We start from the raw sequence: 24,312 nt of genomic DNA on the forward strand, positions 1-24,312 counted from the left end.
AACAATAAACGTGGAAACAAGCAGTATGTGCACAAACATACTGCTTTTTAGTTATTTATTAGGCAACGAAAATTGCAGCGTGACCTGTAATCCACCATAGCCAGATTTAGAAAAATGAATTTCACCCGCATGTAATTGCATTATTTTTTGACAAATCGAAAGTCCAAGTCCGGAGCCTTGTGTTTTTGTTCCTAAGGCACGATAAAAACGCTCACCTAAACGCTGCAAAATCTCTTCAGTGAGTGCTTGCCCATCATCGGCAATGGTCATGACCACATTTTGCTGCCTTTGTTGTACATCAATAAATACATGTCCACCCTGCCCAGCATAGCGAATTGCATTATCAACAAGGTTTCGCACACAGGTAAAGATTAGTTTTTCATTGGCAAAGATAGAAAGATCATCTGCGATATGTGTTGTAATCTGAACATTTTTCTCTAGTGCAAAGGGTTGCAAAGCTTGCATGACATCAGAAACAATAGCCTGTAAATTAACGTCTATTTTCGGCAATTGATTGGTATTGGTTGGATCAAGACGCGCCAGTAAAAGTAAATTTTCTAAAACTTGCGTACCGCGACTGACATCATTTTGAATACTCGCCAAGTCCTGATCTAAGTCTGGATATTTACGTTTAAGTACCTGTAAACGCATCTGAATAGCGGATAAAGGCGAACGCAGTTCATGCGAAGCATCCGCAGTAAAGCGCTGTTCTGCAAGCAACGATTGTTTAAGCCGCTGCAACAACTGATTCAACTGCAAAACCATCGGCTGTAATTCTTTTAACTCAGGCGCTTGCTGCTGAATGGGTGCTAAATCATCGGCATTTTTTTCAGCAATGTTTTTAGACAATTGCTGAATGACTTTAAATTGACGTTTCACCGCAAAATGTAAAATCACCCACTGCATGAACCAAAGAAAAATTAAAATCAGGCTGTAACCCATGACATTTTGAGCCAGCTCTTTGAAGCGTTCCCCTACAGGTTGTAGCATCGTCACAGACATCTTCAGTTCAGCATCTTCAGCGCTATACATGCGCCATAATTGCCGATCTTGCCAAATATAGCGATAACCATTCGATGCCTGCGTTTGCAGTTTGGAATTTTGCTGTTCTAGCGGAAATTCTTTTGATTCGGTGAGTATATGTTGCTGATCTTTTAATTGGTATTGAATATCAAACTCATCACTCAGCTCATCCACCTGCTGTCCTGAATGTGTGGTTATATCGGCAATCAAAAGCATATCGGCAATTTCATCCATGATTTGATCTTGCACTTGCATGGTCTGATACACTGAAATCAGCACAAACAGCAACAATGCCAACAGTCCTGTCAGAATTGAACTGAATAATGACATTTTAATCAGTTTGGTTTGTAAAGAGACTGTTTTGCGCATATTAATCGTGACTCATGCGATAGCCTAAACCGCGAATGGTTTTAATATATTGGCTACCTATTTTTTTACGCAATTGATAAATAAAAACTTCAATCGCATTGCTCTCTATTTCATCGCCCCACGCATATAAAGATTCTTCGAGTTGTTCACGTGTGACCACATGATCTGGTTTTTGCATTAACTTATGCAAAATTTGAAACTCTTTTGCAGTGAGATTGATGGGTTGACCATCTTGCTTTAGGGTTTTTGCTTGTGGGTCTAATTGTAAATTGGCAAAATGAAGATATTGCCCCACTTGAGCTTGATGTTGTCGTAATTGCGAGCGTACACGGGCTGAAAGTTCTTCCAAACTAAAAGGTTTGACCAAATAATCATTGGCCCCCAAATCTAAACCTTCAACACGATCATGAATACTGTCCTGCGCTGTAATAAAAATTACGGGCGTGGGTTGCTGTTGTGCGCGTATAATTTTAAGAATGTCATCGCCATTGATTTTAGGAAGTCCACGATCCAGTAACACACAATCATACTGATGCTGTTCAAGGGCTAAAATGGCATAATCACCACGCTCAACCCAATCAATATTATAACCATCCATTTCTAGCCATGTTTTTATGCTTTCTGCTTGGGAGGCATCATCTTCTGCCAGTAAGATTCGCATCTGTTGTTCTCATATTTAGGCATGATTTACTTTTAAGATAACATGCTTTAAAAGGCATTAAATTGAAAAAACCACATGAATAACTCATGTGGTTTTGAGAAAGATATTTGCTTAAACCGCGGCTATCTTTTATTTCAGCTACGTGAATGACTTAGAATTTAACCGCATCCACATCAATTTCAACACGCTTCATAGGTTTATAATCGATGTCGACTTCACCAATCAAGGTGACAGGTGTTTTTGCAGAGATTGGTTTACCTTGCCATAACTCATCATCAATATCGACCGTAATCGTGCCCGTATTATCGCGGAATTGATATTTTTCATCCCCTACAGCTTTAACGACATAACCTTTAAGCTGTACTTTAGTGTTGTCTTTTAAAGTCAACGCCTGTTTAACCGTCGTGGTCACTTGCGGTGCAATTGCAGCTTGATTCACTGTGGTATTTGCCATAGCAAATGTCGTTGCACCCATCAAACCTGCAATTAAAGCTGCTTTTGAAATCATATTCATGCTTAAAACCCTCATCTTTTTGTTCACCTTTTCGATAAAGTCATTAAAACAAATCAAGATGAGGTGAATCTTAAGATTTCTTAATTTTCACCAATAGCTTAATTTAAAGGCACCACACGCAAAACTTCTTCTAAAGTGGTCATGCCTGCTAAAACTTTACGTGCACCCGCAATTCGAAGGGGTTCAATGCCTTCTTTTTTCGCCTGATGACGTAACTGGTTTAAGTTAGCATTTGCCCCAATCAGTTGTTTACTCTCTAAACTTAGAGGCATAAATTCATAAATACCAATACGACCTTTATATCCTGTGTGACGACATGCTTCACAACCAACAGCATGAAACACAAAATTTGGCATCTCGATCTCGTAATCAAAAGTCAAATGCTTCCACTCTTGCTCATTAATAAAGGTTTCTTGTTTACAATGTGGGCACAGTTTCCGCACCAGACGTTGTGCCAGAACCCCTAAAAGGGTCGCCGCAGTTAAAAAGGGCTGAATACCCAAATCATGTAATCGAGTCAGACTTGAAGGTGCATCGTTGGTATGTAAAGTAGATAACACCAAATGACCTGTCAGCGCAGCTTGAATCGCCATATTTGCAGTATCATGATCTCGAATTTCGCCCACCATAATAATATCGGGGTCTTGACGCATTAAAGCACGCACGCCATCGGCAAAGCCCAAATCAATCCCCTGATTGACCTGCATTTGGTTAAAACTCGGTTCAAGCATTTCAATCGGGTCTTCAATGGTACAGACATTCACTTGTTCTGTTGCCAGCTGTTTTAGTGAAGAATACAAGGTCGTGGTTTTTCCCGAACCCGTCGGCCCCGTCACCAAAATAATGCCGTGACTATGCGACGTTAAGGCTTGCCAATCACTAAGTAAATCGCCTTCAAAGCCCAACTGTTGAAAACTTCTGACCAAAACTTCAGGGTCAAAAATACGCATCACCATTTTTTCGCCAAACGCAGTCGGTAAAGTCGATAAACGTAGCTCTGTTTCTTGCCCTTTCGGAGTACGGGTTTTTAAGCGTCCATCTTGAGGTTTACGCTTTTCAGCCACATTCATCCGACCTAAAATTTTAATCCGTGAAATCACCGCAGTCAGTGTATTGGCTGGCATTTTATAAATGGTATGCAACACACCATCTATTCGAAAGCGCACTTTTCCTGCATCTTTGCGCGGTTCGAGATGAATATCACTCGCGCCTTGTTCAAAAGCAAACTGTAAAACCCAATCCACAAGCTTGACAATATGTTGATCATTGGCATCTGGGTTTTGAGTATCTCCCAGTTGTAAAAGAGCTTCTACCCCTTTGTGATCACGATCATAAGCATTGGCTTTTTGCGATGAATTTACAGCGCGGCTAACTTGGTAATATTCCACCAAATAGCGCTGTAACTGGTCTGGACTTAACAATACACGCTGAATTTTTTTCGGTAAAAGACTGTGTTCTAAGTTCGCAACCCATTCTGTTTTATAAGGTTGATCCGTTGCAATAAATACTTTATCTGCTTGAATTTCAACTGCTAAAATTTTATTACGTACAGCAAATTCTTGCGACATCACACTGGTCAATGCCTGCACATCTGCTTTTAAAGGATCAATAATATAAAAAGGAATATTGGCTTTTTCTGCAATCCACTGACATAAACGGTTTAAAGTCAGGGTGGATTGAGGGTGCGATTGATCCACCAGATCAAAATTTGCAATCCACTGCAATGGATGCCACTTGAGCTGCTCACGTTGTCGATGTGTCGTTTGTATCAGTAGCTTATTGCGCTCGGTAATACGTTCATCTTTTTGTAATTGTTCTAGACACCAAGATGTGTCCATTTCAAAATTAAAATTCATTGTTCTAAGCCCCAAAACATCGCAATACTATAGCAAACTAAATTTCATCTGGCTTAAATCACTTTTATAAAAATAAGTACTTAAGCATTAAATTAACTTTCTTGATCCCCTATCTCACTTTCAAATAAAGAGGATCACTGCTCTTCATTTAACGACGATTATACTTTTACTTTCGCTGATTTATAGCCAATAATGCTTTACACACTGTTCAATTAACCGCCATATTCCTCAACCTTAAGTTTTTGGATTAATACTGTGAATAATCTGCTTAATCTATCGCTTCAAAGCACATCATTTCAAGAATTACTGATGATTATGGCTGCGGCTTTGGGTTGTGGTTTATTAATCGGTTTAGAGCGTGAAAGAAGTAAACAACGTGAAAATCAACATAGCTTTGCTGGCGTTCGTTCATTTGTCATCTGTGCCTTACTTGGTGCGCTCTGTTTTACTTTTGGCGCTATTTTTGGTCTGGTCGGTGCAATTATTATTGGTGGAATTGGTATTTTTTCGCTTAAAAACCAGCTTAAAGATCCTGGTGTAACCACCGAACTGGCCTTTGTGATGACCTATTTTATCGGTGCACTTTGTCTTTGGAACATTACACTGGCTGCAAGTTTATCCGTTGTACTAACCATTATTTTAATGATGAAACATTCAATACATGGGATTGCAAGCAAATGGATTACCGAAGCTGAATTTAAAGATGGTTTATTTTTACTCGCGCTGATTTTAATTGGTTTACCGCTGACCCCAAACACACCTTTATGGGGTTCAGTCCTCAACCCTTATATTATTTTAAAACTGCTTGCACTCATACTGGTGGTTCAAACTTTAGCGCATATTGCAAAACGCTTACTGTCTTCAAAAAATGCCCTCATGCTTTCCTCCATTGCATCTGGTTTTGTATCGAGTACAGCCACTATCGCCAGTTTAGGTATGGAAGTACGTTCAGGTCGTGCAGAAGCAAACTCAAATGCAGGTGCAGCACTGATGTCCTGCATTTCTACCTTATTGCTGTTGTTAATTATTATTGCTGGCGTGTCTGTAAGTTGGTTAAAAGTTTTAATTTTCCCGTCATTGCTTGCCATCATTATTCTTGCTCTCTGTGCTTTATGGCTTTTACGTAACGCCAAAGCATCTGAAAATATAGAATTAATCGATAGCCGAATGTTTAGCTTAAAAGAAGCTGCCATCATTGCAGGGACATTAACCATTATTCAAGCAGGAATTTATGGACTCAATCTTTTACTTGGGGATGCCGGATTAATTGCAGGAACGCTGTTAGCTTCACTCTTTGAAATTCACGCAGCCGCAGCGGCAGTGGTCATTCAAGGTGATCCAACCAACTCAACATTACTCTATGCCATGATTTTAGGCTTAGGCGCTCATGCAATTTCGAAATCTATTAATGCGACTTTAACGGGTGGCTGGAAATTCGCACGCGTATTCGTTCCTGTTCAAATGCTACATATGCTCGTTTTAATCAGTGTGCTTTGCTGGATTACCCTACGCTAGAGTTGAACAATATCCACAACCGTAATGCTGTCCAATCCAACAGAAAAACTCACATCCAAATGAGCAAAACTCATTTTATAAATCCGCGCTGCATCATTTTGATAAGCAGGTCTTGGGTCCAAGGATAAAACTTGTTCTAATTCACTCACAATTCGATTATCTAAGCTTTGTGCCTGAATCAACTCTTGCTTTTGTTGCTCCGCACTTTCGCTCCAAATAACCAGCATTCGTTCAGGCTCATGTTGTGCATAACCACTTTTTGCAGCAACAACTGCATCTGAATATTGAATATATGGCTTAATATCTAAAATGGGTGTGCCATTGAGCAAATCACTCCCTGTTACATAAACACGAACAGACTTACCGACTTTTCTCACTTCTTTCAACTGCACCACAGACAAACCCATAGGTGCAGGACGATACATACTCCGTGTCGCAAATACACCTACTTTCTTATTCCCGCCTAAACGTGGTGGTCGGACTTGAGGGCGAAATTTATGGCTATCTTGTTGATTTTTATTGTCATGAAACTGCCAAATTAACCACAAATGACTAAAGGCATCAATGCCTTCGAACGCCAATAAATCATTATAAGGTTCAACCATTTCAATATAAGATTCGACTTGAACCAAATTAGGTTGTCTCGGAATACCAAATTTTTCACGATAAGGCGAGTTCATATACCCAATAACAGGCACTTTAAGTTCAGTCATAATCAATTTTTCTGATAAGCTCAATTAAATATATTCAGTTTATCGAGAATGTTTTTAGATTAGAATAGTAAGCTGTTCTAATTTGATAATTTATTGAGACCTTTAATGGCTGCTTTCAACGTCGAGAAGATTACTCACGTCCACCACTGGAATGACACATTATTCAGTTTTAAAACCACGCGTGACACTGCGCTACGTTTTAAAAATGGTCAATTTGTGATGATTGGTCTTGAAGTAAACGGTAAGCCTTTAATGCGTGCTTATTCTATTGCCAGTGCTAACTACGAAGAAGAATTAGAGTTTTTCTCAATTAAAGTGCCAGATGGTCCTTTAACCTCTATTTTACAAAAAGTAAAAGTGGGCGACGAAATCTTAGTTTCTAAAAAGCCTACAGGTACTTTAGTGCTTGATGACTTAAACCCAGGTAAAAACTTGTACCTACTTTCTTCAGGTACGGGTCTTGCGCCATTCTTGGCAACCATTCGTGATCCTGAAACCTATGAACGCTTTGAAAAAGTGATTGTTGTTCACGGTACACGTTTCATCTCTGAATTGGCCTACCAAGATTTAATTAATAATGAACTTCCAAACCATGAATTTTTCGAAGAATTAGGCATTAAAGACAAGCTGGTTTATTACCCAACGGTAACACGCGAAGAATATCCAAACCAAGGTCGTGTAACCACGGCAATTGAAAGTGGTGAAATCTTTAAAAAGATTGGTTTGGAACGTTTTAATCCAGAAGTTGACCGTGCAATGCTTTGCGGTAGCCCTGCATTCCTAAAAGACGTTGTTGCACTTTTAGACCAGCATGGCCTAAAAGAATCGCCTCGTATGGGTGTGCTTGGCGATTATGTGGTTGAACGTGCATTTGTTGAAAAATAATACCGCGTTATATTGAAAAACCGAGGGATTTCCTCGGTTTTTTTTTATTTTCAAAGATTTATTTTTTATTAAATCTGAACAAATATGGGTAAATTTTAACCACACCAACATTTTTGGTCAGAATTTGTCAAAAAACTGACTAAAAATTGTTGTCTTAAGCAATAAAAGTACCTATAATCTCAAACATAAACAGACAGGTCTGTATACTACTGATTTGTTTTATTTAGCTGAAGTTTATAATACATCCAGAGGGCACTTTACAAGTATAAAAACAACATAAGAAGGGAGTTTTCAAACTCCTCATAGTATTAATATTTTAGCCAATTTCATTATGAAAGAGACTTCAATATTAATACTAAACCAAGAACTTTCAGCGAGGCGTGATATATAACTATAATATTCACGCTTTTTTATTTTTTAAAATTGATAAGTAGCAAACGATAAAGCACAGTAAAATTTAAACTGCCATGAGTTCCAATTGAATTAACTGATAAACACGTTTCCAGTATTCCTCAATATTGACCGAATTTTTATCAATTTGTGCTTGTATCGTCATTCCATCGAGAATACTAGTCAAAAGTACAGCCAACTGAAGTGGCTGTTTTATTGTCAACTGCTCTAAAGCAAAACGAATTCTTTCGAGCAACCACTCTTTATATTCTATAGCGGGTTGCATGGTTGATGGATATATTTTAGAGACTTCTTCAACGGCCTTCTGAAACATACACCCATTGAAGTCTTCCATATGAAACCATGCCTGATACCAAAAAAAGATGGTTTTTACATGTGCTAGATAGTCATTGTAGTCACATTTAGCAATCGCGGCATCTAAAGACTCTTGTAGATTCATATTTCTACGATGCAGGCATTCCTCAATCAGTTTCGCCTTAGATGGAAAATATTTATAAAATGTCATTTTCGCGACGCCAGATTCACTAATAATCCGATCGATGCCAATTGAATTATAACTGTAAGAATTAAAAAGATGCAGTGCAGTATTAATTATGTCGTCTTTTTTAGACATGTTACTTACCTACCAACCTTATTTTCATTGTATGATGAACCAAAATAAAATAGAAAAAAATGCATCTTTTTAATCATCTAGCGTAAATATGCACTAGCATAACATTTTTTGCATCATATTAAAAAAATTCATGTTTATCATTTATTACTATATTTATTCTACAAGAGCAAATGTTTGAAATGAAAGTCTTTTATAAAAAATGGTGTAGCGTATTTATATTTTTTTTACTATGATTGAAAGATTCAAAGACTGACCTCCCCTTATGAGTACACTTTCTTTCACTCAATCTGAAAATGCACGGCTTGAAGCTTTGAGTTTTATTAAAAAGTCTATTCCGGCAACCTTATGGAACAAGCATGTTCATGAGGTTCAGCAACTTAAACAAAAGTGCCTAGAACATCCATTGTTTCAGCATCCAATTTTAACGCGTCTTAACAGCCAAACTTTGTCTTTAGACCAGTTAAAGTTCATTCATATCAATTATTTTACGGCCATTGTAAAAAACTTTACTGATACACTCAGTATGGTTATTTATCAAGCTTTACAATTAGAAAATCATGAAAATATTCATGAAGTAGACCGTATTCATGCTAAGGCTTATGCGCGTTATTTATTATCACTCAACTTGATTGATGAGTTAGGTTTTAATACCTATGAGCTAAGTTTAAGTTCGCCAGCAAGATCTCATCTCGTTTACTTTATGGATTTATTGAAAATATTACAAGTTAACCCTTTAGATCCGAAACAGGTCGTGACGGAAGCCTATGATCTCAACCAATTCAATCAGCCACACCTACCTTCTTATAATAATTTATTGTTAATTTTAGCCTGTGCAGAATTACAGGTCATTAAATACAGTGAAGCGCTCAGAATTAATTTAGAAAAATATGATGTGCAATTTACCTATGGATATTATGCTTGTCACGGTGTGGTAGATCACTCAGAAAAATTAGCCAATGATGACAATCATGAAGATGATATTTGGGCTCTTCTGACTCAAAGTTACCGTAGCTCTCAACAACATGACTATGAGCAGTTACTTGAACAATACCTACAGCTTTGGCAAAACTTCTGGAGTAAAATGGATAAGACAACCACATAAACCATTATTTTTAAATATTTTTTATGATCAATAAAGCACTGTGTATTTGATTCAAAAGTCTGTTCGTTGTTTGAATAACTCTTTTTCTAGGAACTATTCGGTTTTAAAATAATTTTGTATCGCCTACTCATAGTCGCAGTAGCCTTTTGCTTGCTTGTCTGAATTAGAAAAACTAAAGCGATTAAAAATAATAAGTGAATAATGCTTCAGCCTTTATTTACTCAGCAGTAAACTTTGTTTTATATTGACTCAACAATTATAAATATCCCAGATTAATTAAATGACTTTTCCAAACTTAAATTTTCCAGATTTTCTGCATCCTCGCCCCAAGCCTACTGGTCTTGATGTGCAATGCAAATTAAAACATTTTGCGTTGATTACTTATGCACTAGACCCAATTCGTTTTAAAGATATTATTCCAGAACGCTTTAAGCTGGACACCATTCAATATCAAGGGAAAGAACAGGCTTTAATGTCTATCGTTCCATTTATAGATGTCGATTTTACTTCTGCGGTGTGCCCTTTTCCTAACTTCACTATGGGACAGACCAATTACCGTGTTTATGTTATTGATCAGGAAACACAAGAACGCTGCGTCTGGTTTATTGGCACAACATTAGACTCTTGGACACTGATTGTGCCACGTTATTTGTGGCAGTTACCTTGGCATACTGCGGTATTCGATTTTGACTGCCATCAAGACCCCGATGGCTTATACAGTCAGTATAAAATGCAGACTCAGTCTGAATGGGCCAGTGCTGAACTACAACTCACCCAATCACATGAAAACCCATGGCACTATGAAGGCTTTCCCAATTTAGAAACTTACTTGGTCTATTTAACCCACCCACTTGCGGGCTTTTACCATCGCAGAGACGGTAAATTAGGTACTTATCGTGTTTGGCATACGCGCCTACAAGCTAAGCCAGCAAAGCTACTTCATGCAAAATTTGATCTTTTAGACCGTATGAATCTGGTATCTTTCGAGAATCAGTTAAATCCCTATAGTGTACTAATTGAACCCATCAATGAATTTACGATTTATCTTCCTCCTCGCGTTATTCAATAGCATTCAACAATGAGAGTATGTCGCTCTCATTGTTTATGGGCATTCCTCGACTAGATTGATACGCTTATTTGCCTGTCGCTCTTTCATGGCTTTTTGAATTACCTGATAACCCCCAGTCAAGCCTAGAATCGACATCACCAAAGCCACCATCAAATCTGGAATTAAGCTTCCTGTTCCAAACACACCCACCGCAGCGAAAATTACAGCTACATTTCCAATCGCGTCATTACGGCTACAGAGCCATACCGACTGCATATTCGAGTCCCCATCTCGAAAGGCATATAACACTAAGGCTGAAATGACATTCGCAATTAAAGCTAAAGCCCCGATTGCACCCATCGTAATTGCTTCGGGTGGAATTCCTTGTGCATAGGCATAAGCCGTTTTTCCAATGACAACCAGACCAAACAGTGCCATTGTTGCACCTTTGAGCAATGCGACGGTCGCACGCCAATATAAACTTGCCCCCAGCACAGCCAACGAAATAGCATAATTCATGGCATCGCCAAAGAAATCGAGTGAATCTGCCCAAAGCGCGGATGAATGTGCATAGGCTCCACCAATCAATTCAATCACAAACATGGCAGCATTAATAAACAATGCAATCCACAACGCTGTTCTAAATTTACTGTTCGGTTTTTGTGGTGCGGGGGTATGACTGCAAGAACATGCCATGTGATCACTCCATTTTCAATTTACATTTATTTATATTATGCTGATTCAAAACTATGGAGTAACTCCAAGGTCAAGCACAAAAATGAATACTATGAAAAATTATTTAATTCGTGATCTCTCCCAAAAAACACAATTGTCCACAGACACCATCCGTTTTTACGAAAAAAAACAGCTGATTCAGCCCTGTTTTCGTGGTGACAATAACTATCGTTATTATGATGAGGAGACCTTAAAACGCTTAATTTTTATTAAACGCTGCCGTGCTTTAGATATGTCATTACAGGAGATTCATCAGCTCGCTGAATTAGTCAAACAGCCTCAAGCAGGTTGCCAAGTGGTTGATCAAATGATTGAACAGCACATTCAACAAGTTGAAGAAAAGATTGCTGAATTACAGACTTTTCACACGCAGCTCCAAGGCTTACGCAAGAGCTGTTCGAGTGATACCACCATTGATCATTGTCAAATTTTAAAGCAGTTAAAAGCGACTGAATAAGCGCTGTATTTGAACAAAACCTTAGTTTGAACCACAAAACACGTGGACTAAGGCAATGAAGACTGCTATTTCAAGCAAAAGAATAATAATAGTCGTAAACAGCATAAGAAAAACCAGTCTAAAAGGCGAAGTTCGGTCTAAAAATGCAAATTTTGCAGTGCTCATATTAAAAATAATGTGTTGTGATTATACAATTTTTGCAATATTTCAAACTTTTTTGATTAATTTTTGATGACTTAAATCTGCTTAATTCAACTCAAAAAGAGCATTGAAATGACGTTGGAGATATTTAACATTCTATATAGATACCTGCAATTTTTCTTCTTTAGACACTTCTAAATGCAATGCATCGAGCTAGCCGTCATGAACTTTTATGGCATTTTCCAAATAGAGTAGGCATGGTTTTTTGTGCCACCGAATCGCAAAGCATAATCATGGCTTCAAGCTAAAACTGCTCACAGTCTTGCATATTCTTTACTGGATAAGTCGTTTATAAAAATCTTGAACTTTGCACGGTTCTTCAAGTCAAAAGATGGACTTTACCACTGAGGTATTTTCCTGCATTGCACAGACCAAAACCTTGCAGTACACGTGCTCAACAAAGCTTTTAATAAAATATTAAGACCACCATTTTAGCCACATAAAAATAAAAAATCATTGTTATTCCAACTGGTTAATCAAGGTTGTTCAAAATTTCACAGCGCCTTAATTTTGTATAATCAAGTCATAAAACCTTGTGCTGCTACAGGTTATAAACAAAAAATCCGATATAGATAACTCGATATGTAAACGGTCATAAAGCCACTGCCTTTGGCGTCGATCTTGCAAAATTTGTGTTGAGCATAATAAGCTCAAATGTCGTCAGCTTTTGGCTGGCTAAGTTACACAATTTTGGTCAAATTACGGATATATCGTTCAGCCTATTTCACGCTCAGTCACAAAATATTTCACTGAGTTTAATCGATAAGCGATTTGAAAAAGTCAACCTGATCTACAAGCAAGATCCTAACATAGGGGAACATACATATTTTTATATACAGCCACTCCAGCCTAGTCGGATTCCTATGCGAATTTGATGAAATCCGAGCTTTTTACTAGGTTGAATCATTTTTTTATATCCCTACAATAAAGACATATTTTTTGTATGCCTTTATTTAATTCATGACTATTTGCCACGTAACTGAACTCCTCTCTCCTGCTGGTTCACTTAAGAATATGCGTTATGCATTTGCTTATGGAGCCGATGCCGTTTATGCAGGACAGCCACGTTATAGCTTACGTGTACGCAATAATGCGTTTGATCATGACAACTTAAAAATCGGGATTGCTGAGGCACATGCTTTAGGCAAAAAATTCTATGTGGTTGTCAATATTCAGCCGCATAACAGCAAACTGAAAAATTTTATTCGAGACCTTGAGCCTGTTGTTGCCATGCAACCTGATGCTTTGATTATGTCTGATCCTGGCTTAATCATGATGGTGCGTGAACATTTTCCAGAAGTTTCGATCCATCTCTCTGTTCAAGCCAATGCAGTGAACTGGGCAACGGTGAAATTTTGGAAAAATATGGGCTTAACCCGTGTCATTTTGTCACGCGAATTATCTATCGAGGAAATTGAAGAAATTAAACAGAACGTGCCTGATATGGAAATTGAAGTTTTCGTACATGGCGCACTCTGTATGGCTTATTCCGGTCGTTGCTTACTTTCAGGCTATATGAATAAACGTGATGCAAATCAAGGCGCTTGCACTAATGCGTGTCGCTGGGAATATAATATTCACGAAGCAGCAGAAGATGCATCTGGGGATGTCATTCCAGTCCAACCACTGGAGACAGCATCTTGCTGCAATAATAAAGATGCCGATGAGCAACACGCCATAGAACAACACCAATTTGGCGAGCCGGTTTTATTACAACGCAATGAAGAAGAAATGTTCGCTGCTGAAGAAGATGAACATGGTACTTACTTCATGAACTCTAAAGACTTACGTGCCGTTCAGCATGTCGATCGTTTAGCGAAAATGGGCATTCACTCATTAAAAATTGAAGGTCGTACCAAGTCTTACTTCTATTGCGCACGTACTGCACAAATTTACCGTAAGGCGCTTGATGATGCACTGAATGGTCAAGCTTTTGATCCAGCATTAATGAGTCAATTAGAAGGTTTAGCCAACCGTGGTTATACCGAAGGTTTTCTACGTCGTCATGTGCATAGTGAATATCAAAACTACGAAACGGGTTCATCACGTTTTGACCATCAGCAGTTTGTGGGTGAGGTTTTAGAACGTCATGGCAACTATATTAAAATTGAAGTCAAAAACCGTTTTGAGGTAGGTGATTCATTAGAACTCATGACCACTTCTGGCAACATCACTTTTACACTGACTGAAATTTTAGACAAAAAAGGCCATGCCATTTCTGAAGCCAAAGGCTCGGGTTATATCGTTGATATTCCTGTTCCCGCCGATGTTGATATGAACTATGCCCTACTCATTCGTAATCTACCGCATTCAATGCAAGACATTACCGCCTCTGCACTGGCATATGTCGCGAGCTAAGAGATAAACGCATGGCTTTATTGATTACCCATCAATGTATTAATTGCGATATGTGTCTGCCTGAATGTCCTAATGATGCCATTTTTGAAGGCAGCAAAGTGTATGAGATTGATGTAGATCGTTGTACCGAATGTGTTGGTTTTTATGAGCACCAAACCTGTATTGCAGTATGTCCAATTGACTGCATTACACCGCATCCTGAGCACATAGAAACACAAGTGCAATTGATGGAAAAATTTAAAGGATTGAACTTATTTAAATCTTAATATTTTCCATTAAGTTGGAACAATACTTGCTTAATTAAATAAAAAAAGCTTGGGAAAAGTAAAAAGATAAGCCCGCAAAATAAAAAAAATTAATGTAACGGTAAATCTAAAGTGCTTGGGGACACTTTAGATTTACACATTGCAGATATAAAAAAGAACGTAGGCATTAGCCTACAAAGTTCCAGTAAAACTGGAATATTTAAGAAAAATAATAGTCAAATAACCAATAATTTAAGAGGTTAAAGTGTTTGGGGACACTTTAACCTCTTTTTATTATTTACTGCCCTGAACGGATGATGTAATCAAAAGCGGATAGCGATGCTTTGGCACCTTCACCTGTGGCAATGATGATTTGTTTGTATGGCACAGTGGTACAGTCACCTGCCGCAAACACACCTTTCACATTGGTTTCATTACGGTCATTAATCACAATCTCACCACGGTTTGAAAGCTCCACATGGGATGCTTTTAAGAAATCCGTATTTGGTAGTAAACCAATCTGTACAAAGATACCTGCAAGCTCAATGGTATGTTCGATATCCGTAGCACGGTCTTTGTATTTGAGTGCTGTGACTTGTGAACCATCGCCCACGACTTCAGTCGAGAGTGCATTCAGAATCACGGTGGTATTGGGCAAGCTGTTGAGTTTGTCTTGCAAGACTTGGTCGGCACGCAGTTTGGTATCAAACTCAACCAAAGTCACATGCTCAACAATCCCTGCAAGGTCAATTGCCGCTTCCACACCTGAGTTCCCGCCACCAATCACTGCAACACGTTTGCCTTTAAACAAGGGACCGTCACAGTGTGGGCAGTACGCTACACCACGAGTTTTGTATTCTTGCTCGCCCGGTACATTCATTTCTCTCCAACGTGCACCAGTCGATAAAATAATGGTTTTGGATTCCAGTTTAGCGCCATTTTCCAATGTCACTTCAACCAAACCATTCACGGTTTCATCAGCACCTTTAATGGCAGCCACTTTTTGTAAGTTCATGATGTCGACATCATAAGCACGCACATGCGCTTCCATTTCAGCAGCAAATTTTGGACCTTGTGTTTTTTGCACTGAGGTGTAGTTTTCAATGTCCATGGTATCCATGACCTGACCGCCAAAGCGTTCCGCCACAATACCGGTTTGAATGCCTTTACGTGCCGCATAAATTGCTGCGGTATTGCCCGCAGGACCACCACCAATCACCAGTACATCAAACACCCCTTTGGCATTAAGTTTTTGCGCATCTTTACTCGATGAGTGTGTATCGAGTTTTGCCACAATTTCTTCCAAAGTCATACGACCTTGACCAATATGCTCACCATTTTGGAACAACATCGGTACAGCCATGATTTTGCGTTGTTCTACTTCATCTTGGAAGAACGCGCCATCAATCATGGTGGCAGTGGCATTTGGGTTGTTAATGGCAATCAGGTTTAAAGCTTGCACCACGTCAGGACAGTTATGACAGCTTAAAGACACGAACACATCAAAATCAGCCGTTAAGTTTAAGCCTTTAATTTGTGCCAACACTTCATCAGATACTTTAGGCGCATAACCTGATACTTGTAACAAAGCTAAAATTAAAGAGGTGAACTCATGTCCCATCGGCAAGCCAGCAAAGTTCACCCGTGGTTGCTCACCGACTTTGGCAATGCCAAAACTTGGACGACGGCTATTGCTGCCATCAAAACGAGCAGTCACTTGATCGGATAATGCTGCAATTTCAGTGACCAATTCTTTAATTTTGTCTGATTTATCGGAATCATTGAGTGATGCCACAATTTCAATTGGACTTTCTAAGCGTTCAAGTAGGGTTTTTAATTGTGCTGAAGTATTTTGATCTAACATGGCAAAGGTCTCCAAAGGAGTAAATGTCTATTGAATGCAGTCATCATAAGATAAATTTTTAAATAGGTAAAATAATTCATTTTAATAAAAACAATCGAATAAATAGATTATTTTATTTTTCATCAACATAAGTGATGTTTTAACTTGAAAGATAAGGCTTTAATGTGAATATTCAAGTGTTTATTGAATATTTTATGGAAAGCATGGGATTTATGTAATGATCAATAGAAAATTTGATTATGATGAGAGGAAAGTTTTTCACTAGGCAAAAATCAATGAATCTTAAATCTGGAATTTATCAACATTATAAAGGGAATTTATATCAAGTTTTTCATGTGGCGACACACAGTGAAACAGGTGAAAAGTTGGTGGTCTATCAGTGTTTATATGGTGATTATTCGATGTGGGTACGTCCATTAGAGATGTTTCAAGAGACCGTTACTTTATCGGATGGTCAAGTATTACCACGATTTAATTTGATTCAAGAAACGGCTTAAGTATATATTTTTATTATAGATAAGTTACACTCGGTACAAACACTAAAAATAGAGACATCTGATATGAGCATGAGTTTGGTATTTCAACAACGGATGCAAGAGTTGTATCAAAATTTTATCAAATTTGATGCTTTGCAAACTGATCGTATCCAGCGTTATCGAAATATTGAACCAGACTCTGCATTATTTCTAGCCATGCAAATTCGTATTCAGCAATCTCAGAGTATTCTAGAGATTGGAACTTCAACAGGGTATTCGACTTTATGGCTGGCAGATGCCGCGCAAGAAACGCAAGGTCATGTAACCACATTAGAAATAGATCAATCTCGGACAACTCAAGCAAAGCAATATGCTCAAGAGTTGGCATTGGATCATGTGATTGATTTTTGGGTCGGTGATGCGCAAAACTTTCTTGAAAATAGTGCAAATCACTATGATTTTATCTTATTAGATGCTGAGCGTGATGCTTATGTCGATTACTGGATTTTTTTACAAAAAATGATTCATCCACAGGGCGGTGTTTTGATTGTTGATAATGTCATCTCTCACGCTGCGGAAGTTAAAAAATTTATTGAATTGGTCGAAAATGATGGACGTTTCATCAGTATGACTTTGTCTATAGGGGCAGGATTATTTATGATTTGTTATAAATAATGCTGCTTCTGACAGCGCTTAGATTGCCAGTGTAGGGTGTTTTTTAATCAATATGAATTGTAAAAATGTTCAAACTAATATTTGAACATTTTTACGTTATATATTGGTCTTATCACTATGATTTATTGCATATTTTTTAATTTATTGAATTGAAACACGAGTAAAATGCACATCGTATTCTAAGTACTTATGTACAAAGGCTGTTTTGTCACTACAGCGCAACAAATTATTGTAGATAAATTCAGGTACAGGGTGGTATAGCTCTCCTGAGCCATTATTATAAAAAATTTTTAAATACCGCGAAGAAGCATTGTATTTATAAGAAGTTACGATAAGCATTGTTCCCATAAGTAACTCCTTTTTCTTCTTTTTTTATAGACTTTTATGCGACCTTTGTTTTATTTAAAGGTAATGAAAAAGACCTGATGAATGTAGAGCAAATTTGTAACAGGAAAATAAAAGCAAACAAGTAAGTGTAATATACAAAAAAGAAAGAATAATTGAAAAGAGATCAATCAATTTTAAATTTCTAGTTTATTGAAAGTTAATAAAATGTTACCTATGCAGTTAAATCTAGATATCAAAAAGTTATGCAATGATATAAAACTGATCAGAATGATAGTATTTCTTCACTCATATAAAATTTTATAAAAGGTATCAGCATGAAAATGAATGAGCTTTTTAACCTGAAAGATAAAGTCGCTATTGTTACAGGGGGTGCGGATGGTATTGGTAAGGCAACAGCATTACTTTTAGCACAAGCAGGTGCACATATTGTTATTGCTGATTTAAATATAGAAAAAGCTCAAAAAGTGGTGGAAGAGGTTGAGCAAATAGGCGTACAAGCTTTAGCTGTACAATGTAATATTTTAGATGATCAGAGTCTGGTTGATCTTGTTGATTTAACCGTGAAAACTTTTGGTACGGTCAATATTTTAATTAACAATGCAGGTGGTGGAGGTGGAGGGCGTGAAAATCCTTTTCAAATTACCATTGATGACATCAAACGTGATTATGAGCTTAATGTCTTTAGCGGCTGGCGTTTAAGCCAGTTATGTGTACCGCATATGAAAAAATCAGGTTATGGTTCTATTGTAATGACATCTTCAATGTCCAGTAAAAATACATCTCCAGATATGAGTGGCTATGGAAGCTCTAAAGCTGCTGTCAACCATATGGTGGCGAACTTAGCCTTTGATTTTGGCCCAGACGTTCGAATTAATGCTGTAGGACCTGGTGCAACGCGAACCGCTGCTTTGGCAAGTGTGCTTACTCCAGAAATTGAAGCAAGAATGTTGCAACATACACCCATTAAAAGACTGGGAACGGCAGACGATATTGCTGGAGCAATATTGTATTTGGCTGCACCAATTTCATCGTGGGTGAGTGGACAAACCATTTTTGTAAATGGTGGCGGTGTTCAGACTTTAGATTAGAGTCTAATGTGATAAAGTTAATAAAAATTTAAGCAATAAAAAACCACGCTAAAAAGCGTGGTTTTTTTGAATCAGTTCAATCTAATAAAAATTAGATTTTACCCACTAGGTCGATTGAAGGCGCTAAAGTCGCATCGCCTTCTTGCCATTTAGCTGGGCAAACTTCACCTGGGTGAGCATGAACGTATTGAGCTGCTTTAACTTTACGAAGAAGTTCTGAAGCATCACGGCCAATACCACCAGCGTTGATTTCAACGATTTGGATTTTACCTTCAGGATCGATAACGAAAGTACCACGATCAGCAAGACCAGCAGATTCGATTAATACTTCAAAGTTTTTAGCAAGTGTCCAAGTTGGATCGCCTACCATTGGGTATTCGATTTTTTTGATTTCTGCTGAAGAATCGTGCCAAGCTTTATGAGTAAAGTGAGTGTCAGTAGAAACTGAGTAGATTTCAACGCCTAATTTTTTGAATTCAGCATAATTATCTGCAAGGTCGCCAAGTTCAGTTGGGCAAACAAAAGTGAAATCAGCTGGATAGAAGAAGAATACAGACCATTTTCCTTTAAGGTCAGCTTCAGTTACTTCAATAAATTGACCGTTAAGGAATGCTTGTGCTTTGAATGGTTTAACTTCTGTATTAATTAAGCTCATCATTGTCTCCATGATCGAGGTTTGTATTTAATTTCTAAAAGAATAGCGAATTTTTTGTTATTGCTGAAACAGTATTTTTACATCATTCAAATCGGAAAAACCGAATTAAGTGCTGTAAAGCTTACAATTCCAGCAAATCTGATGTTTCTGCCTATTTTAGCCATACAAAGATGATGGACTAATGACAAAATATCAGTTCTTCAGCTTGCTTAAGAACATGAAGGTTCATGAACTAAAATTCAAGGGTAAATTTTTAAAATTAAATTTCTTTTTCTGATTAGGGCAATGTTATTAAGGGTAAATTATTTTTATAAAAAACTGTTTTGAACAGGGTCAAAATATGAAAATATTCGATTTTAGCTTGGGGGCGTGCGCTATTTTTATGCTTTTGAATATTCTTTTCATTAAACATAATCAATAAATATTATGTTGTCTTTCTCTCAAGAGCGTTACAGCGTAAAATACACAGTTCAATTTTTTGTTTTGGGATAAATTATCTGTGTTCAGTCATTTAAATGTAGATCAATGGGTCATGGCACGTGACCGTCATCGTTTAAATCGACTACGCAAAGGTAAAGATGCCAGTGAGGTGCAATATCAAGAACTTTTTGAAAAATCTAACCATAAAGTACGTGAACGTCTATCGCGGCTCCCAAATATTCGGCTAAATCAAGATTTACCCGTTACCCAATCTGCCGATCAGCTGATTGAAGCCATTCAACAACATCAAGTGATTATTGTGGCAGGGGAAACGGGGTCGGGGAAAACCACACAGTTACCACAAATTGCCATGCTGGCTGGACGTGGTTTAACTGGGATGATTGGTCATACCCAACCGCGTCGTCTTGCGGCACGTAGTGTATCGCAGCGTATTGCCGAAGAAGTCGGTGAAAAACTGGGTGAATCGATTGGTTTTAAAATCCGTTTTAATGAACAAGGTTCGCAAGATTCGATTGTCCGTTTAATGACGGATGGTATTTTGTTGGCTGAACTGGCGAATGATCGCTATTTAACCAAATATGACACCATTATTATTGATGAAGCGCATGAGCGTTCGCTCAATATCGACTTTATTATGGGTTATTTAAAACAACTTCTGCATAAACGTCGTGATTTAAAAGTTATCATTACTTCAGCAACCTTAGATGTAAATCGCTTTAGCAGTTACTTTTTTGATGCACCCGTTTTTGAAGTGGAAGGGCGAAGTTTTCCTGTAGAGCTTCGTTATCGCCCCATTTCAGAAATGAGCATTGGTGGCAGTGATGATGATGAATTTGATGATTTTGAAGAAAACTTACCACGTGCAGTGGTTCAAGCGGTAGAAGAATGTTTTGCTGATGCGCAACAAAAAGGCCATCCTGAACATGCCGATATTCTAATTTTTGCCAGTACAGAACAAGAAATTCGTGAACTACAAGAAACCTTACAAAAGCATGGCCCGCGGCATACGGAAATTTTACCATTATATGCTCGCTTAGCTTTGGCTGAACAGCAAAAGATTTTTAGTCCGGGTGGTGGTGGACGACGTATTATTATTGCCACCAACGTTGCTGAAACGGCCCTAACCGTACCGAATATCCGTTATGTCATTGATAGTGGTTTTGCCCGTATTTCACGTTATAGCTATCGTTCACGGGTTCAGCGTTTACCAATTGAGGCTGTATCTCAAGCCGCAGCCAATCAGCGTAAAGGGCGTTGTGGTCGTATTGCACCGGGTGTGTGTATTCGCTTGTATTCAGAAGATGACTTTCAAAGTCGTCCTGAATTTACTGAACCTGAAATTAAGCGTACCAATCTCGCATCGGTGATTTTGCAAATGCAAAGTCTCAATCTGGGCGATTTGGAAGCTTTTGACTTTATTGAGCCGCCAGACCATCGCTTGGTCAATGATGGTCGTAAGCTATTGATTGAGCTTGGGGCGATGAATGAAAAAAGTTCTCCTAAAGCTGAAGCTGAAGCTGATAAAGAAAATCTCTCTAAATTTCCCTTTGATAAAGGGGGACTTGAAAAAGACCCTCTTTCTAAAAGAGTGAGTAGTACTGCTACGCAAGGGGAAGGTTCCTTAACCAAAATCGGTCAGCAAATGGCAAAGATGCCGATTGACCCGCGTTTGGCACGAATGATATTAGGCGGTGCACATTTTGGTGTGCTCAATGAAGTATTGATTATTGTGGCGGCGCTTGCTGTGCAAGACCCACGTGAACGCCCAAATGATAAACAAACCCAAGCCGACCAAAAACATGCGTTATTTAAAGAGGGCGATTCTGACTTTCTGTTCTACATTAAGTTATGGGAAACTTTGCAGAATAACCGTGAATCGATGAATGAAAATAAGCGTCGTAATTTCGCGCGTCAGCATTTTCTCAGTTGGTTGCGTTTACGCGAATGGAAAAAAACCCATGAGCAACTCTCTGAATTGGCTCAGGGTTTAAAGCTTTCCTTTAATGATAAAAAAGCCAGTTATGAAAACTTACATCGTGCTTTATTGACAGGACTCCTTTCGTTTATTGCCAATAAGACCGATGAAAAAAATGTCTATATGGCAGTGCGTCAGCAAAAAGCCCGAATTTTCCCTGCATCGACGTTACATAAAGGTGGTGCATCTTGGGTGATGGCATTTGAGATGGTGGAAACCTCTCAAGTGTATTTACGGACTTTGGCAAAAATTGAACCTGAATGGATTCTACTTGCTGCCCCTGATTTGTTGAAGCATCACTATTTTGAACCGCATTGGTCGAAAAAAGCGGGTATTGTGAATGCCTATGATCAAATTTCATTGTTTGGTTTAATTATTGAACCGAAGCGTTTGATGAATTATGAAAAAGTTGATCAATCTGCTGCACATGAAATCTTTTTGCGGGATGCTTTAACCACAGGTCATTTGGGTGTTACACCGCCATTCTTAAAACACAATTTACAGAAACTAGAAGAAGTAGAACGTGTTGAGGACAAATTACGTCGTCGTGATTTGGTGGTGGATGAAGAAACCATTTATCAATTTTATGCGTCAAAAGTGCCTGAGGAGGTCGCAAGCCGACGTGCCTTTGAAGATTGGCGAGCGACGATAGAACCCCAAAATACGCGTTATTTATTTGTCGATGATGATGCGCTGTGGATGAATGATCGTCCAACTACGCAGCAATTTCCTGACCATCTGCACAATGGTTCATTGCGTTTTGCAGCCAGTTATCGCTTTGACCCAAGTCATGATGAAGATGGTGCTACAGTTAAAATTCCTGTACAGGCTTTGCCGCAGGTCGATGAAAATATTTGGTCATGGGGAATTCCCGGCTGGCGACAGGATTTGATTGAAGCCTTATTAAAATCGTTACCGAAGGATAAACGTCGAAATTTGGTGCCTATTCCTGATACAGCACGTAAGTTGATGAAAGGCATTGATGCAGTACATTTACGGGAACACATTTTTAGTTATTTGGCATTTCAATTACGCGCGGAGCAAATCACAGCGAAAGACTTTAGTTTTGAACGTATTGATCAGTATTTGTTGCCATTCATTAAAGTGATTGATGAAAAAGGGCATGTGATTGAAAAAGGACGTGATTTAGTTGAGCTGAAAGCCCGTTGCCGCACAGAAACACATAGTCCAGTCAAACAGCTTAAAGGTGAATTTAATACTTTCCCTGAAAGTTTTACTTTTGAAGCCTCGCAGAAAGTGACAGGCGTGATTGTTAAGCAATATCAAGCTTTAGTTCCAGTGAAAGCTTTTGCAGAGCTGGATGCAAAAGATGAATCGGGTGTAGTGATTCAAACCTTTAATGATCAAGCTGAAGCTATTCGTCAGCACCGTGAAGGGGTGATTCGTTTGGTGTATATGCAGTTGGGGGATCTGATTCGGCAACTGAAAAAACAGATTTCAAAACCGCTGGCTTTGGCCTATTCGCCATTGGGTGATAAAGCTCAGTTAGAGCAAATGTTGGTTTACGCCACCCTACAGATGGCAATAAAAGATCTTCCTGTCAATACTGAAGAGTTTCAAAATTTAATTTTAAATGTAAAAAAATCTTTCCTTACGCACGGACAAGAGGCATTATTAATACTGAGCGATATTTATATTCAATGGCAGGATATTCGTCGGAAATTGTTGGTTTTAGACGACTCTCTGTTTGGGAAAAATATTGATGACATTGAAGATCAGCTTGATTTAATGGCTCTTTCCAACTTTGTATATGTCAAATCTTCGGACATATGGCAGGAATTCCCTCGTTATTTGAAGGCATTGGTCTTGCGTTTAGAGCGCTTGCCAAATAACCTACAAAGAGACAATTCTGCCATTGATCAAGTTGACCCATGGATGGAAAAATTATTTAAGTTTAAAAATGATGCGCGCCTAAAAGAACTGTACTTCATGATTGAAGAATTTCGTATTTCTTTGTTCTCACAGCCAATGAAAACCAAGATGCCGATTTCTCCAACCAGATTGCAAAAAGTATGGAATCAATTAGGCATTAGTTAACATAGCGCGAGATTAGTTTAGTAGGA

General features: G+C 38.3%; 21 protein-coding genes. 11 read left to right on the plus strand and 10 right to left on the minus strand.

The genetic code is table 11. From position 1 onward, the window contains the following. Positions 1-51: 51 nt before the first annotated feature. The 4 genes from B9T24_RS10730 to B9T24_RS10745 all read right to left on the minus strand — a co-directional run bounded on the left by B9T24_RS10730 (position 52) and on the right by B9T24_RS10745 (position 4,423). The gene (locus B9T24_RS10730) at positions 52-1,392 is read right to left on the minus strand and encodes a sensor histidine kinase (protein WP_086165761.1); all 1,341 of its coding nucleotides are present in this window, start codon (positions 1,390-1,392) and stop codon (positions 52-54) included. A gap of 1 nt (position 1,393) precedes the next feature. Further along, positions 1,394-2,053 (minus strand): response regulator transcription factor, encoded by a 660-nt coding sequence (locus B9T24_RS10735; RefSeq protein WP_086165762.1) that lies wholly within the window; start codon positions 2,051-2,053, stop codon positions 1,394-1,396. A gap of 151 nt (positions 2,054-2,204) precedes the next feature. Then, positions 2,205-2,567 (minus strand): NirD/YgiW/YdeI family stress tolerance protein, encoded by a 363-nt coding sequence (locus tag B9T24_RS10740; RefSeq protein WP_086165763.1) that lies wholly within the window; start codon positions 2,565-2,567, stop codon positions 2,205-2,207. Positions 2,568-2,665: 98 nt separating this feature from the next. Further along, the gene (locus tag B9T24_RS10745; protein ID WP_086165764.1) at positions 2,666-4,423 is read right to left on the minus strand and encodes a GspE/PulE family protein; all 1,758 of its coding nucleotides are present in this window, start codon (positions 4,421-4,423) and stop codon (positions 2,666-2,668) included. A gap of 309 nt (positions 4,424-4,732) precedes the next feature. On the opposite strand from B9T24_RS10745, the gene B9T24_RS10750 reads away from it, so the two are divergent. Then, positions 4,733-5,938 (plus strand): MgtC/SapB family protein, encoded by a 1,206-nt coding sequence (locus B9T24_RS10750; protein WP_086165904.1) that lies wholly within the window; start codon positions 4,733-4,735, stop codon positions 5,936-5,938. Here the strand turns inward: B9T24_RS10750 and tsaA are convergent. Beyond that, entirely contained in the window at positions 5,935-6,651 is a 717-nt protein-coding gene (gene tsaA / locus B9T24_RS10755) for a tRNA (N6-threonylcarbamoyladenosine(37)-N6)-methyltransferase TrmO (protein ID WP_086165765.1), read from the minus strand. The two genes, B9T24_RS10750 and tsaA, sit on opposite strands and share 4 nt — an antisense overlap. A gap of 105 nt (positions 6,652-6,756) precedes the next feature. On the opposite strand from tsaA, the gene B9T24_RS10760 reads away from it, so the two are divergent. Continuing rightward, positions 6,757-7,536 carry a ferredoxin--NADP reductase gene (locus tag B9T24_RS10760; RefSeq protein WP_074945378.1) on the plus strand — a complete coding sequence of 260 codons (780 nt, stop codon included), beginning with the start codon at positions 6,757-6,759 and terminating at the stop codon, positions 7,534-7,536. Positions 7,537-7,993: 457 nt separating this feature from the next. Here the strand turns inward: B9T24_RS10760 and B9T24_RS10765 are convergent, their stop codons facing one another. Further along, positions 7,994-8,560, minus strand: coding sequence for a TetR/AcrR family transcriptional regulator (locus tag B9T24_RS10765; protein ID WP_086165766.1), 567 nt, complete (start codon positions 8,558-8,560; stop codon positions 7,994-7,996). A gap of 262 nt (positions 8,561-8,822) precedes the next feature. Between B9T24_RS10765 and B9T24_RS10770 the strand changes: the two genes are divergently transcribed. Next, entirely contained in the window at positions 8,823-9,662 is an 840-nt protein-coding gene (locus tag B9T24_RS10770; protein ID WP_086165767.1) for a hypothetical protein, read from the plus strand. A gap of 280 nt (positions 9,663-9,942) precedes the next feature. Further along, the gene (locus B9T24_RS10775; protein WP_086165768.1) at positions 9,943-10,731 is read left to right on the plus strand and encodes a DUF2071 domain-containing protein; all 789 of its coding nucleotides are present in this window, start codon (positions 9,943-9,945) and stop codon (positions 10,729-10,731) included. Positions 10,732-10,764: 33 nt separating this feature from the next. On the opposite strand, the gene B9T24_RS10780 is transcribed toward B9T24_RS10775, so the two are convergent. Beyond that, positions 10,765-11,406, minus strand: coding sequence for a cation transporter (locus B9T24_RS10780; protein WP_086165769.1), 642 nt, complete (start codon positions 11,404-11,406; stop codon positions 10,765-10,767). 91 nt (positions 11,407-11,497) lie between these two features. Between B9T24_RS10780 and B9T24_RS10785 the strand changes: the two genes are divergently transcribed. From B9T24_RS10785 to B9T24_RS10795, 3 genes are all read left to right on the plus strand, one after another. Further along, complete coding sequence (locus B9T24_RS10785; protein WP_086165770.1) at positions 11,498-11,902, plus strand: Cd(II)/Pb(II)-responsive transcriptional regulator; 405 nt, start codon at positions 11,498-11,500, stop codon at positions 11,900-11,902. A gap of 1,161 nt (positions 11,903-13,063) precedes the next feature. Next, positions 13,064-14,461 (plus strand): tRNA 5-hydroxyuridine modification protein YegQ, encoded by a 1,398-nt coding sequence (gene yegQ / locus B9T24_RS10790; protein ID WP_086165771.1) that lies wholly within the window; start codon positions 13,064-13,066, stop codon positions 14,459-14,461. 11 nt (positions 14,462-14,472) lie between these two features. After that, the gene (locus tag B9T24_RS10795) at positions 14,473-14,727 is read left to right on the plus strand and encodes a YfhL family 4Fe-4S dicluster ferredoxin (RefSeq protein ID WP_086165772.1); all 255 of its coding nucleotides are present in this window, start codon (positions 14,473-14,475) and stop codon (positions 14,725-14,727) included. A 277-nt stretch (positions 14,728-15,004) separates the two neighbouring features. Here B9T24_RS10795 and ahpF read toward each other — a convergent pair whose 3' ends face one another. Further along, a complete protein-coding gene (gene ahpF, locus B9T24_RS10800; RefSeq protein WP_086165773.1) occupies positions 15,005-16,570 on the minus strand; it encodes an alkyl hydroperoxide reductase subunit F in 1,566 nt (521 codons plus the stop codon). Positions 16,571-16,845: 275 nt separating this feature from the next. Here ahpF and B9T24_RS10805 point away from each other — a divergent pair, with 275 nt between their 5' ends. Both B9T24_RS10805 and B9T24_RS10810 read left to right on the plus strand, forming a co-directional pair. Beyond that, positions 16,846-17,067: a DUF1653 domain-containing protein gene (locus tag B9T24_RS10805; RefSeq protein WP_086165774.1), complete on the plus strand. Its 222-nt coding sequence runs from the start codon at positions 16,846-16,848 to the stop codon at positions 17,065-17,067. Between the two features lie 63 nt (positions 17,068-17,130). Then, positions 17,131-17,721 carry an O-methyltransferase gene (locus B9T24_RS10810; RefSeq protein ID WP_086165775.1) on the plus strand — a complete coding sequence of 197 codons (591 nt, stop codon included), beginning with the start codon at positions 17,131-17,133 and terminating at the stop codon, positions 17,719-17,721. 141 nt (positions 17,722-17,862) lie between these two features. Here the strand turns inward: B9T24_RS10810 and B9T24_RS10815 are convergent, their stop codons facing one another. Further along, a complete protein-coding gene (locus tag B9T24_RS10815) occupies positions 17,863-18,069 on the minus strand; it encodes a KTSC domain-containing protein (protein ID WP_074945659.1) in 207 nt (68 codons plus the stop codon). 314 nt (positions 18,070-18,383) lie between these two features. On the opposite strand from B9T24_RS10815, the gene B9T24_RS10820 reads away from it, so the two are divergent. Beyond that, positions 18,384-19,157: a glucose 1-dehydrogenase gene (locus tag B9T24_RS10820; protein ID WP_086165776.1), complete on the plus strand. Its 774-nt coding sequence runs from the start codon at positions 18,384-18,386 to the stop codon at positions 19,155-19,157. Positions 19,158-19,248: 91 nt separating this feature from the next. On the opposite strand, the gene ahpC is transcribed toward B9T24_RS10820, so the two are convergent. Continuing rightward, a complete protein-coding gene (gene ahpC / locus B9T24_RS10825) occupies positions 19,249-19,812 on the minus strand; it encodes an alkyl hydroperoxide reductase subunit C (protein WP_004648718.1) in 564 nt (187 codons plus the stop codon). 532 nt (positions 19,813-20,344) lie between these two features. On the opposite strand from ahpC, the gene B9T24_RS10830 reads away from it, so the two are divergent. Next, positions 20,345-24,286: a DUF3418 domain-containing protein gene (locus B9T24_RS10830; RefSeq protein ID WP_416224360.1), complete on the plus strand. Its 3,942-nt coding sequence runs from the start codon at positions 20,345-20,347 to the stop codon at positions 24,284-24,286. The last annotated feature ends 26 nt before the right edge of the window (positions 24,287-24,312 follow it).

Source organism: Acinetobacter sp. ANC 4654, from assembly GCF_002135425.1.
Classification (GTDB): Bacteria; Pseudomonadota; Gammaproteobacteria; order Pseudomonadales; family Moraxellaceae; genus Acinetobacter; species Acinetobacter kyonggiensis.